At 66.1% G+C, this 11,827-nt stretch carries 10 protein-coding genes; all 10 read right to left on the bottom strand.

Features of this window, described 5'->3' with window-relative positions; all coding sequences use genetic code 11:
• Nucleotides 1-33 precede the first annotated feature (33 nt).
• The 10 genes from ACUYTF_RS03355 to ACUYTF_RS03400 all read right to left on the bottom strand — a co-directional run bounded on the left by ACUYTF_RS03355 (nucleotide 34) and on the right by ACUYTF_RS03400 (nucleotide 11,814).
• A complete protein-coding gene (locus ACUYTF_RS03355) occupies nucleotides 34-1,029 on the bottom strand; it encodes an ABC transporter permease subunit (protein WP_434143120.1) in 996 nt (331 codons plus the stop codon).
• The gene (locus ACUYTF_RS03360; RefSeq protein WP_434143119.1) at nucleotides 1,026-2,573 is read right to left on the bottom strand and encodes an ATP-binding cassette domain-containing protein; all 1,548 of its coding nucleotides are present in this window, start codon (nucleotides 2,571-2,573) and stop codon (nucleotides 1,026-1,028) included. The genes ACUYTF_RS03355 and ACUYTF_RS03360 overlap by 4 nt, the downstream gene beginning before the upstream one ends.
• Before the next feature lie 3 nt (nucleotides 2,574-2,576).
• The gene (locus ACUYTF_RS03365) at nucleotides 2,577-3,539 is read right to left on the bottom strand and encodes a substrate-binding domain-containing protein (protein ID WP_434143118.1); all 963 of its coding nucleotides are present in this window, start codon (nucleotides 3,537-3,539) and stop codon (nucleotides 2,577-2,579) included.
• A gap of 73 nt (nucleotides 3,540-3,612) precedes the next feature.
• The gene (locus ACUYTF_RS03370) at nucleotides 3,613-5,148 is read right to left on the bottom strand and encodes an FGGY family carbohydrate kinase (protein WP_434143117.1); all 1,536 of its coding nucleotides are present in this window, start codon (nucleotides 5,146-5,148) and stop codon (nucleotides 3,613-3,615) included.
• Nucleotides 5,145-6,188 (bottom strand): zinc-binding dehydrogenase, encoded by a 1,044-nt coding sequence (locus tag ACUYTF_RS03375; RefSeq protein ID WP_434143116.1) that lies wholly within the window; start codon nucleotides 6,186-6,188, stop codon nucleotides 5,145-5,147. Before ACUYTF_RS03375 ends, ACUYTF_RS03370 begins: the two co-directional genes overlap by 4 nt.
• Nucleotides 6,189-6,398: 210 nt before the next feature.
• On the bottom strand, nucleotides 6,399-7,259 hold the full coding sequence (locus tag ACUYTF_RS03380) for an aldehyde dehydrogenase family protein (protein WP_434143115.1): 861 nt from the start codon (nucleotides 7,257-7,259) through the stop codon (nucleotides 6,399-6,401).
• Nucleotides 7,256-8,725, bottom strand: a complete 1,470-nt coding sequence (locus tag ACUYTF_RS03385; protein WP_434143114.1) for an aldehyde dehydrogenase family protein — start codon at nucleotides 8,723-8,725, stop codon at nucleotides 7,256-7,258. Before ACUYTF_RS03385 ends, ACUYTF_RS03380 begins: the two co-directional genes overlap by 4 nt.
• Nucleotides 8,726-8,747: 22 nt before the next feature.
• Nucleotides 8,748-9,773 (bottom strand): deoxyribose-phosphate aldolase, encoded by a 1,026-nt coding sequence (deoC, locus tag ACUYTF_RS03390; RefSeq protein WP_434143113.1) that lies wholly within the window; start codon nucleotides 9,771-9,773, stop codon nucleotides 8,748-8,750.
• A 30-nt stretch (nucleotides 9,774-9,803) separates the two neighbouring features.
• Complete coding sequence (locus ACUYTF_RS03395; protein ID WP_434143112.1) at nucleotides 9,804-10,760, bottom strand: sugar-binding domain-containing protein; 957 nt, start codon at nucleotides 10,758-10,760, stop codon at nucleotides 9,804-9,806.
• A 10-nt stretch (nucleotides 10,761-10,770) separates the two neighbouring features.
• A complete protein-coding gene (locus tag ACUYTF_RS03400) occupies nucleotides 10,771-11,814 on the bottom strand; it encodes a galactitol-1-phosphate 5-dehydrogenase (RefSeq protein ID WP_434143111.1) in 1,044 nt (347 codons plus the stop codon).
• Nucleotides 11,815-11,827 lie beyond the last annotated feature (13 nt).

An 11,827-nucleotide genomic window follows, 5' to 3' on the forward strand; every position in this document is an offset into this window, starting at 1 on the left:
TGAATCCGGGGCCGAGAGTGGTCGCGCGTGCGCCTAGTCGGCCGACTGCCCTCTGCGCAGGCGATCGATCAGCACCGCGAGGAGAATCACGACGCCCATGATGATCTGCTGATAGAACGACTCGACGTTCATCAGAGTCATGCCGTTCGAGAGGACGGCGATGAAGAGCGCCCCGATGAAAGTGCCGACGAGCGAGCCCCGGCCTCCCATGAGCGAGGTACCGCCCAGCACGATCGCGGCGATCGCGTTGAGTTCGTAGCCCGAGCCGAGGTCGGGGACTGCGCTCTCCAGACGGGAGGCGAGGATCAGGCCCGCGATGCCGGCGGTCACGCCCGAGATGACATAGGTCAGCATGATCACTCGGCGGACGGGGATGCCCGAGAGGCGCGCAGCCTCCATATTGCCGCCGATCGCATAGACCTGGCGTCCGAATACCGTGCGGTTCAGGAGGAACCAGCCGCCGACGTAGACGGCCAGCATGATGAGTACGGCGTAGGGGATGCCGAGCAACGAGCTCTGACCGATCCAGGCGTAGTCGACTTGCGCAGGGATCAGCGTCGTTCCACCGGTGCCGACGTACACTACGCCGCGGAGGTAAGTGAGCGCCGCGAGTGTGACGATGAACGCCGGGAGCGCGAAGCGGGCAATGAAGACGCCGTTGATCGCGCCGATCACGGTACCTGCGGCGAGGGCGCAGACGATTGCGACGATCGCTGGCAGGCCCGCGTTCGCGCAGACGATCGCGACCATGGCGGTGACACCGAGCGCCGAGCCGACCGACAAGTCGATGCCCGCGGTGAGGATCACGAAGGTACCGCCCGCAGCGAGGATGGCGATCGCCGATACCTGGCGCATCACCTCGATGAGGTTGTTCGTGGTCATGAAGTAGGGTGCGATGAACGCCATGAGCACGACCAGCGCGACCAATGCGAGTCCGACACCGAGCTGCTCGTTCCGATCGAAGAACTCCCGAACGGTGCCCCGACCCCCGTTTCGCGAGGTCTTCACCGATGTGTCTACAGCGCTCATGCCGAAGCTTCCTTCCTGATGTTGTGAATTGGGCGCTGAGCCAACCCGAAGGCATGCTCCATAACCGTTTCCTCGGTCAGCCCCTCATTGGGGAGATCAGCGACGATGTCGCCCTGGCGCATGACGAGCACGCGGTCCGCGAGCCCCAGCACCTCCGGCAGCTCTGACGAGATGACGATCACCGCCGTCCCCTGCTGCGCCGCCGCCTCGATGATCTTGTAGATGTCGGCTTTCGCCCCGACGTCGACGCCCCGGGTCGGCTCATCGAGGATCAGCACTTTCGGATCCGTCTCGAGCCATTTGGAAAGCAGCACTTTCTGCTGGTTGCCGCCCGAAAGCTCGCGAACGCGCTGATCGAGGTTCGCGACCTTGATACCGAGCGACCTCTTCTGCTCCTCGGCGGTCGAGCGGACGGAATGCCGCTGGATGACCCCTCCGCGCGAGACCTTGCGGTACGACGCCATCACAATGTTGTCACTCACGCTCCGCCCCAGCACGAGGCCCTGCTCTTTGCGGCTCTCGGGCACCAGCGCGATGCCGTTCCGCATCGCGCCGATGGGAGACCTGGACGCGGCCGCACGATGTCCATCAACCGAGACAGTGCCCGTCGCGGCGCGGTCAGCACCGAAAATGAGACGGGCCATCTCCGAGCGGCCCGAGCCCACGAGACCGGCGACGCCGACGATCTCGCCGGCTCTGACATCGAATCCGACTGGGCCGATCCAATCGCCGTCTCCCAGATCCCGTACCGACAGCCGCACTTCGCCGAGCTGCGCGGAGCGATCGGGGAAGAGCGATTCGACCGCACGTCCGACCATTCTGGTCACGATCGTCTCTGGGGTGGCCTCGGCCTTGGGCATCGTCGCGACGAACTTTCCGTCGCGCAGCACCGTCACCACATCGGCAAGCTCCTCGATCTCGTCCATGCGGTGAGTGATGTACACGATCGCGCAACCGCGACCGCGCAGCTCGTCGATGATCTGGAACAGCTTGCGCACCTCACGCGTCGAGAGCGCGGCCGTCGGCTCGTCGAAGATCAGAACCTTCGGGTCGCCCGACACCGCCCGGGCGATCTCGACGAGCTGCTGCTTGCCGGTGCTCAGCTTCCCGGCCTGCGTCGAAGAAGAAAAGTCGACGCCGACTCGTTCGAGCTGCCGTTCGGCCGCCTCGCGGGTGCGCTTCAGGCTCAGGCCGCCGAAACGGCCGCGGTACTCGCGCCCCATCGCCAGATTGTCGGCGACGGAGAGGTTCGGGGCGATGAGCAGCTCCTGGTGCACGATCGCGATGCCGGCTTCCTTGGCGCTCGCCACATCGAGCTGCCGTTCCCGCCCTTCGATCTCGATGGTACCTGCGTCCGGCTGGTGGATGCCGGCGAGCACTTTCATCAGCGTCGATTTACCGGCGCCGTTCTCCCCGGCCAGGACGTGCACCTGGCCGGGGAAGAAGTCGAGATCGACACCGTCGACGACGGTGACGCCGGCGAACCTCTTGACGATCCGCCGCAACCTCACGATCGGGACGGGATCGTTTTCGACCTGCGTCATCACTCACCCCCAGGGAGTGTAGTTCTTGGCCGTATCCGCGTCGACGAGCTCGGTCGGAAGCTCGATCAGGTCGTCCTCGACCTTCTCGCCCTTCGCGAGCTGTGCGCCGAGTTCGACACCCTTGCGGGCGAGAGCCGCCGGATCCTGAGCCGCAGTGGCGGTGATCATGCCCTCGCCGAGGATGGAGTCCACCGCCGACTGGGCGCCATCGACCGAAGTGATGATGATCTTCATGCCCTTCTGCTTGGCAGCGAGCTCGACACCTGCGGCGGTCGGGTCGTTGATCGCGAAGATGCCGTCGATGTCGGGGTTCGCGGTCAAGATGTCGGTCGCCACCGGCAGCGCCTTGTCGCGGCTGTTATCGCCGCGCTGCTCGGCCACGACTTCGATGTCGGGGTATCCCTCGAGCACGTTCTTGCAGCCGACCACGCGGTCGGAGACGGCCGAGATGGGAGTGCCGTCGAGGATGGCGATCTTGCCCGTACCGCCGAGCTGCTCCGCAAGAGAGGTGCAGCTGATCTCTCCGGCCTGGACGTTGTTGGTGGTCACCGAGACATTGGCGTTCTTGGTGACGGAGTCGATCCCGACGACCGGAATACCGGCTTCGACAGCGCGCTTGACCGCGGGGCCGACTCCGTCGGAGTCGACCGGATCGATCACGATGAAGCTCACCTGCGAGGTGATGAACTGATCGATCTGGTCGCTCTGAGTCTGGACATCCTCACCAGCTTCCTGCGAGATCACTTCGAACCCCGCCTCTTTGCCGGCCTCTTCGGCCGTGCGCGATTCCATGACGAAGAAGGGATTCGTACTGTTCGAGACGGTGACGCCCATCTTCGTGCCACCGCCCTCTCCGGAGCCGGAATCCGATCCCGATCCGGCGCAGCCGGTTGCCCCGAGTACGAGTGCGGTAGCCAGCGCGGTGAACGTCAGCGCCCGAGGAATGTGATGGACAGCTTTGGCCATGATGGTTTCTTTCTCTAGATTGGATGTGGGTAGTGGGTCTATAGGTCTGATCGGGTCGCCGGGCGGATTCGTCCTAGCCCGCGACCCCGTCCGCAATCTCCTGCAGCCGGCGGAAAGTGGGGTCGACCTGGTCTGAGAGTTCGTTGAACACCTCGAGGTAGCGTCGGTAGGTCGAATGGCGTGCGGGATCGGGGCGCACCGGTTCCCCGAGGTCGTGCCAGGAATCGATGGTCGTCGCGATGTCCGTCACGTGCCCGGTCGCCGCAGCCGCGACGAGCGCATTCCCGAGCAGCGCGCACTCCGACTTCTGCATGCGCACGACCGGCACTCCCAGCACGTCTGCCTTGATCGATACCCAGAGATCGGACTTCGCTCCGCCGCCCATCGCCCGTACCTCGGTGAGCTGCTCGCCCGTGATCGCCGGGGCGCGATCCGCCCACTCGGCGTACTGGTAGGCGATGCCCTCGAGCACCGAGCGGTAGAGGTGGCCGCGGCCATGCCCCGAGGTGAGGCCGACCCAACCGCTGCGCAGATACGGCTTCGGCGGCAGCACGCCGCCCTGGAAATGCGGCAGCCAGATCAGACCCTCCGAGCCCGGGGGCACCTGGTTCGCGAGGTGCTCGAGGTCGGCAAATGCCTCGTCCGCCATGCCCGGGTGGTCGACGATCGTGCCGCGCACCCACTCGGGCCCGAGGCCGCCGCCGTTCACGAACGAGAACGAGAGGTAGAGCCCGGGAATCACGGAGGTCGCGGTGACCATCGCCATCCGTTCGGTATCCGGCGCCCAACGATCGAGGCCCATCGAGAACAGGCTCGCAGTGCCCGCGCTGTCGGACGCCCGGCCCGGCGCCACGACGCCCGCCCCGAGAGCCGCGATCACTTGATCGCCGCCGCCCGCGGCGATCGGCACGCCCTCCGGAACTCCCGTCGCGGCCGAGGCCTCACGACTCACGGTGCCGATGATGTCGGTCGCCTCGACGATACGCGGCAGCTTGGATCCGTCGATGCCGAAGAGACCGACGAGCTCTTCCGACCACATGCCTCGGTCGGTGTCGGAGAGGTTCGAGAAGCAGAGGTTCGGGCGGTCGATGAATGCACCCGCCGCCCCCAGCCCGGCCAGACGCGCCGCCACATACGGCCCGGGCACTTGGAAGGCGACGGTACGAGCGTACTCCGCCGGTCGCTCCCGCTGCATCCATCGGATCTTCGTGCCGTGGGAGTACGAGGGCGGGCAGCCGGCGATCTGCGTGACCCGGCGCGCCATCGGTTCCATCTCGTAGATATCACGACTGCAGCGGGAATCGAGCCAGGAATCGAACGGCGCCGCTGGCCCGAAATCTTCGCCGACCGCGCCGATTCCTGCCATCTGGCTCGAGAACGAAACACCGGCGATATCTGATGAGCGCTCGGAGGCCGAAACCGCTTTCCCGATCGCTGTATACGCCTGCTGCTCGATCTCGAGCAGATCCTGCTCGATCACGCCCGGTGCGGGACGGTCGAGGCGCGATGGTACCGAAGCCGCAGCCAGCACGTTCCCGGACAGGTCGACGACAGCGGCTTTGATCAGCGTCGTGCCCATGTCGCAGGCCACGAAGACTGGTTCGCTCATGGTGTCACCACCACCTTCAACGCAGTCCCGGTGGCCGCGGTCTCGAATGCCTCGGCGGCGCGTACCAGCGGCACGGTATGGGTGATCAACTGCCGATAGTCTTCGGCGTGTTCGGCAAGGATATCGAGGGCTGCGACGCAGTCTTCGGTTGAGTTCGCCGTCGATCCAGTCACCGTGAGCTCGCGATAGTGGACGAGATTGGCGTCGAGCACAGTCTCGCCCTTGCCGCTCGGGAGCCCTGCGAAGAAGTTGATCCGGCCGCCGACGGCGGCCAGCTCGAACGAGCTGCGGAACACTTCGGGGATCGGCGTCGCGACGAGCACGCAATCAGCGCCCGCTCCCCCGGTATGCCGTCGCACCGCCTCGACGATATCCTCGGACCGCGGGTCGACGGTGTTGTCGGCGCCGAAGGTACGCGCCAGTTCGCGACGGGCCGTCGAGGTCTGCGAGACGATGATCTTCGCAGCGCCGAGCTGGCGGGCGAGTTTGACCGCGATGAGTCCGATCGGGCCGGCTCCGATGACCACGAGGGAATCTCCCGCAGTGAAGTCGATCGCACGCAGGCCGCGCAGTACGGCGGCCAGCGGCTCCATGAGCACTGCATCCAGCGGGTCCATATGCGCTGGGACAGGGATCGCATTGCCCTGTTCGACCGCGCGGCTCGGGAGCAGCATGGACTCCGCAAGACCCCCGTTGAAGGTCAGTCCGATCGCCTCGTACTGCTCGCAAAGATTCGGGTGGCCACGTCGGCAGGAGTTGCAGGTTCCGCAGGCGACATTCGGGGCGACCGCCACGAGGTCTCCGACCTTCAGGTCGTTGCACGCCGATCGGTTCTCGCGCACGCGACCGACGACCTCATGTCCCGGAACTCGGACGGTGCCCGGCGGGAAGAACCGATGCTCCCCGCGGGCGATCTTGAGGTCCGTGCCGCAGATGCCGACTGCGACCATATCGATCACCATCTCGCCGTCGCTGGCCGAAGGGCGCTCCAGGTCCGCGATGCGCAGTGCATCGGGAGAGTGGAACTCCAGTCCAATCATCAATAACTCCATTGTCGATACTTGGCGGTTGCGCACTCGCGCTTCCGAACTCTTTCAGTCAATAAGCTCGTGCCCGCAGGGTCAACGCGATCCACACATCCGCGCAGATGACGACACGGGCCGCTCAAGTGAGCACATACATAACGATTTGAGACACAGAAAACCCGATCCTCGCCGGCCAAGCGGCGAAGATCGGGTTCCTGTCGGACTCTAGAGGACGGCCTTGGTATGCCAGACCGTCTTGATCTCGACGAGCGACAGGATGCGCTCGAGCGAGGCAGCCGCGCTGTCGCCCGCGATCGGGAACACGACGCGTTTCACGGTATCCGAAGCGGTGCGCTCGAGCTCGGGCCAGTCGAGATCGCCGCATCCGGCGAGGTCGATCGCGTTGACGTCGGCGTGGCCCGCGAGCCACGGCGCGATCTCGGCGGGCGAGCCGCTGAGGATATTGACGACGCCGCCCGGCAGGTCGCTGGTGGCGAGCACCTCGGCGAGCGAGATCGCCGGCAGCGGAGCGGCCTCGTGCGCGACTGCGACGACGGTGTTGCCCGAGACGATCGCCGGGGCGATGACGCTCACGAGGCCGAGCAGGCTGCCGCCCGTCTGCGGCGCGATCGCCGCGACGACGCCGGTCGGCTCGGGTACCGAAAGGTTGAAGTAGGGGCCCGCGACGGGGTTCGCGCTGCCCGCGACCTGGGCGTACTTGTCGGCCCAGCCTGCGTACCAGACCCAGAGGTCGATCGCATGATCCACCTGCTGCTTCGCCGCCTGGGCGGTGCCGCCCTCGAGCGACTGGATCTCGTCGGCGAACTGCGCCCGACGACCCTCGAGCATCTCGGCGATGCGGTAGAGGATCTGCCCGCGGTTGTATGCGGTGGCGCCCGACCAGCCGGCGAAGGCCGCACGCGCGGCGACGACCGCGTCGCGTGCATCCTTCCGCGATCCCTGCGCTGCGTTCGCCACGAAGGCTCCCTTCTTCGAGAGCACCCGGTACGAGCGCCCCGATTCGCTGCGGGGGAACTTCCCGCCGATGAACAGCTTGTAGGTCTTGGGAATGGCGAGCCTCGTCACTGGTCGGCCCCCTTCTGCGAGATCTGATCGCTCGCCGCGTCGGCGAGGTACGAGGTGAGTCCCGGGCGGCCGCCCTCGCGGCCGTACCCGGATTCGCGATATCCGCCGAACGGCGATGCCGGATCGAAGCGGTTGAACGTATTGGTCCAGATGACGCCGGCGCGCAGGCGATCGGCGACGGCGAGCACCCGGGAGCCCTTGTCGCTCCAGATTCCTGCCGACAGACCGTACGGGGTGTTGTTCGCCTTCGCCACGGCCTCTTCGGGGGTGCGGAAGGTGAGGATGCTCAGCACGGGGCCGAAGATCTCTTCGCGCGCGATGCGGTGGCTCGTCGAGACGCCGGTGAAGATCGTCGGGCGGGCGAAGAAGCCGCGATCGGGCAGCGGGCAATCGGGCGCCCACATCTCGGCGCCCTCGGCGACGCCGGCCTCCGAGAGCTCGGTGATCGTCTGCAGCTGCGCTGCCGAGTTGATCGCACCGATGTCGGTGTTCTTGTCGAGGGGGTCTCCGACACGCAGAGTCGACATGCGCTGCTTGAGCCGGTCGACGAACTCGTCATGGATCGACTCCTGCACGAGCAGCCGCGAACCGGCGCAGCAGACCTGGCCCTGATTGAAGAAGATGCCGTTCACGACGCCCTCGATGGCCTGGTCGACCGGGGCGTCGTCGAACACGATGTTCGCGCCCTTGCCGCCGAGCTCGAGCGTCAGCCGCTTGCGGGTGCCCGAGATCGCGCGCGAGATGTGCTGCCCGACCGCCGTCGATCCGGTGAAGGCGACCTTGTCGACCTCGGGGTGGGTCACGAGCGCGTTGCCCATACTGCCCGGGCCGGTGATGATGTTCACCACGCCCGGCGGCAGGTCGGCCTGCTGCAGGATGTCGGCGAAGAGGATCGCCGTGAGCGGGGTCGTCGACGCGGGCTTCAGCACGACCGTGTTGCCTGCGGCGAGCGCGGGCGCGATCTTCCACGCGAGCATCATGAGCGGGAAATTCCACGGGATCACCTGGGCGGCGACGCCGAGGGGCCGGGGGTTTCGAAGACCCGCGTATTCGAGCTTGTCCGCCCAGCCGGCGTAGTAGAAGAACCACGCAGCCACGGTCGGGATGTCGAAGTCGCGGGTCTCCTTGATGGGCTTCCCGTTGTCGAGGCTCTCGGCGACGGCAAGCTCGCGAGAGCGCTCCTGCACCAGGCGAGCGATGCGGAAGAGGTACTTGCCGCGGTCGGCGCCCGAGAGCTTCGACCAGGTGCGCTCGTAGGCTCGGCGGGCGGCCATCACTGCGCGGTCGACGTCGCTATCGTCGCCGGCCGACATCATCGCGAGGCGGGTACCGTCGGCGGGCGAGATCGTCTCGAAGGGCGTGCCGCGCCCCTCGACGAACTCGCCATCGATGAACAGGCCGTATTCGTCCTGCAGGCTGAGAATCGACCGCGACTCGGGGGCCGGGGCGTATTCGAGGAATGACATGTGTGCTCCGTAATCCGTGTGGTCAGTCGATGGTCACGTAGTCGCCGCCGGAGTACCGGCCCGACGAGATCTTCTGGCGCTGCAGCAGTACGTCGTTCAGCAGGCTCGAGGCGCCGAAGCGGAAGAGCTCGGGCACGAGCCACTCCTCGCCGGCGGTTTCGGCGACGGTGACGAGGTACTTGATCGCGTCCTTCGACGAGCGGATACCGCCCGCCGGCTTCACGCCGATCCTTTCACCGGTCAGCAGATACCAGTCGCGCACGGCCTCGAGCATCAGCAGGGTCACGGGCAGCGTTGCCGCAGGTGATACCTTGCCCGTGGAGGTCTTGATGAAGTCGCCGCCGCCCAGGATCGACAGCCAGGAGGCACGGCGCACATTGTCGTAGGTCTTGAGCTCGCCCGTCTCCATGATCACCTTGAGGTGGGCGTCGGGGCCATCGTGGCGACGGCACGCATCCTTGACCGCGACGATCTCGTCGTAGACCTCGCCGTAGCGCCCGGCGAGGAAGGCGCCGCGGTCGATGACCATATCGATCTCGTCGGCGCCCGCGCTCACGGCGTCGCGCACGTCGGCGAGCTTCACCTCGCGCGACGCGCGGCCGCTCGGGAAAGCAGTGGCGACGGCGGCCACGGTGATGGAGCCGCCGCGCGAGACATGGTCGTCGCCGAGCGCCTCGATGGCGACGTCGACGAGGTCGCCGTAGACGCACACCGCGGCGACCTGCGGGCAGGTGGGGTCTGCGGGGTCGGGCGTCTTCGCCTTCGCGACGAGGGAGCGCACCTTGCCCGGGGTGTCTGCGCCTTCGAGCGTGGTCAGGTCGATCAGACCGATGGTGCGGTCGAGCGCCCAGGCTTTCGACGTCGTCTTGATCGAGCGGGTGCCGAGGCCGGCGGCGCGAGCGCTGAGCCCGACACCATCGACACCGGGGAGACCGTGGAGGAAACGGCGGAGGTTCACCTCGCTCGCGGCGCCCCCGAGAACATCGACCGCGTCGGCGGCCCGGTCCGCAGTCGCAACTGCGGTTACCGCTTCTTTACCTTGGGTCATCCTTGATCCTTTCTTCGGATGAACATCTGACTATTTGCACAGCGATTCGTCGAGCAGATGCTGCGCGGTGATCTCGTCCGTGATCAGCACGGTGCACAGACCCGACGATACGACGGTTCGACACACATCGTGCTTGGCTTCGCCCGAAATCACCGCGATGGATCGTTGGGCGTTGCGCAGGTCGTCGAGGCCGAGCCCGACCGTTCGCTCATCGAGTTCGGGATCGACGGGGTACCCGTTCGCATCGATGAAGCGTCCCAGCACATCGCCCACTGCGCCTCGACTGCGGAGCACCAGGAGATCATTCTGCGAGAGATACCCGCTCTCCGATAGCACCGACCCGAGGTCGGCCGGGCCGGCGCTGAAGAGGCAGGTATCGGCATGGCGACCGCTGTCGAGCACACCGGCCACGGTGCGGTCGTTCTCGATCGCGATCTTCGTCTCGACGCGCTCGAGAATCGCCGGGCTCGGCAGCATCGAGGCCGAACCATGCCCCTTTCGCGCGATCATCGCCGCCGTATCAGCTGCCGAACTCGCACGCCGGTTCAGGCTCACTCCGCCATTGATCTGCACGACGTGCACTCCCCGCGCCCAATCCTGTCGCAATGCTGAAGCGACATCGTGCAACGTGCGCCCCCAGCTGATCCCGAGCAGTTTCGTCACCGGGCGCATGCTGGTCAGGTACTCGGCCGCGGCCTCGGCGACCCGCTGTCGGAGGGCGATCGGATCGTTCTGATCGAGGCTCGGCACCACGACGGCGTCCTGCAGCGAGAACCGCTCGCAGAGATCGCGTTCGAGGTGCCCCCGACGCGCCCGCGGGTGGACGATCTCGATGCGGACGTATCCCGCTTCCTTGGCATGAACGATGAGACGACCGACTTTCCACCGGGTGATCTGCAGCAGAGCGCCGATTTCACCTTGCGTCTTGTCCTCGTTGTAGTAGAGCTCAGCAGCCTTGACCGCGAGCAATTCATCGTCATCGTTCATGCTCGTCAGCCTAGGACTTGGTCGGGATAAAGAGTACTTTCGAGGAGAATACGGACCGATCCGCGAGCTGTCGCATCGTCTCAGGAAGCGCGTCGAGGCCGAGCTCGTGCGTGATCATGAACTCCCACCCGAGGCTGCCATCGGCGAGCCGCCGCGCGGACTCGGTCCATTCGCGGCCGGGGAACGGAGCCGAGAAGGAGTTCCAGCTGCCATGCAGAGTAATCTCTCGTCGGAGGAAGTTGGAGAACGTCTTCTTGTCGAGTTCGATCGGATGATTCGGGATCCCGATGAATGCGGCATGACCGTGGCGCGCCAGCAGATTGGGCGCGAGTGCGATGGTCGGAGGGACTCCGGCGGTCTCGATCAGCACGTCGAACCCGCTCCCGGCGAGCGTCAACGCCTCCTCGGCATTCGTCGCGGTGAGCGTCGCTCCAGCCTGGCGAGCCATCGCCGCCTTCTCCTCGTTCACATCCAGGGCGAGCACCTCACTCGCACCGTAGAGGAGCGCCCACTCGATGGCGAAGAGCCCGATGGGGCCCGCGCCCAGCACCGCGACCCGCTGCCCCTCGCGCAGGTCGGTCTTCAGTATGGCGTGCAGCGCGATCGCCGCGGGATCGATCATGGCCGCTGCACGGGGGTCGAGATCTTCCGGGACGAGCAGCGCGTTGTCTTCGGGCACATTGACGTAACGGGCGTAGGCCCCGCTGCGGCGGCTGCCGAAGTAGTCGTAGTCCTCGCAGAGACTGAAATGCCCTTCGGAGCAGCTCTCGCACGTGCGGCATGGCAGCAACGGGGGCACGGTGACCAGATCGCCGGCCTTGAAAGCAGTGACTGCGTCGCCGATCTCCACGACGTGCCCGGCGAACTCGTGGCCGCAGATGATGGGCGAGTAGTACGCGCCATTGACCATCATGCGCGGAATATCGGATCCGCATACGCCGCATGCGGCCACTTCGACCAGCAACTCGTTCTGAGCGATGGCGGGAACGGGGACCTCCTCCACACGGATGTCGCCCGGCTCATATAGTACTGCGGCCTTCATCTTGCCATCCATGCGGCGGTTCCTC

This window comes from Leucobacter sp. GX0328, from assembly GCF_053567315.1.

Bases quoted from the DNA above. Each gene is read 5' to 3' on its own strand.
- ACUYTF_RS03395 (WP_434143112.1), bottom strand. From the start codon at position 10,760: ATGAACGATGACGATGAATTGCTCGCGGTCAAGGCTGCTGAGCTCTAC.
- ACUYTF_RS03360 (WP_434143119.1), bottom strand. From the start codon at position 2,573: ATGACGCAGGTCGAAAACGATCCCGTCCCGATCGTGAGGTTGCGGCGG.
- ACUYTF_RS03355 (WP_434143120.1), bottom strand. From the start codon at position 1,029: ATGAGCGCTGTAGACACATCGGTGAAGACCTCGCGAAACGGGGGTCGG.
- ACUYTF_RS03365 (WP_434143118.1), bottom strand. From the start codon at position 3,539: ATGGCCAAAGCTGTCCATCACATTCCTCGGGCGCTGACGTTCACCGCG.
- ACUYTF_RS03385 (WP_434143114.1), bottom strand. From the start codon at position 8,725: ATGTCATTCCTCGAATACGCCCCGGCCCCCGAGTCGCGGTCGATTCTC.
- ACUYTF_RS03400 (WP_434143111.1), bottom strand. From the start codon at position 11,814: ATGGATGGCAAGATGAAGGCCGCAGTACTATATGAGCCGGGCGACATC.
- ACUYTF_RS03370 (WP_434143117.1), bottom strand. From the start codon at position 5,148: ATGAGCGAACCAGTCTTCGTGGCCTGCGACATGGGCACGACGCTGATC.
- ACUYTF_RS03375 (WP_434143116.1), bottom strand. From the start codon at position 6,188: ATGATTGGACTGGAGTTCCACTCTCCCGATGCACTGCGCATCGCGGAC.
- deoC (WP_434143113.1), bottom strand. From the start codon at position 9,773: ATGACCCAAGGTAAAGAAGCGGTAACCGCAGTTGCGACTGCGGACCGG.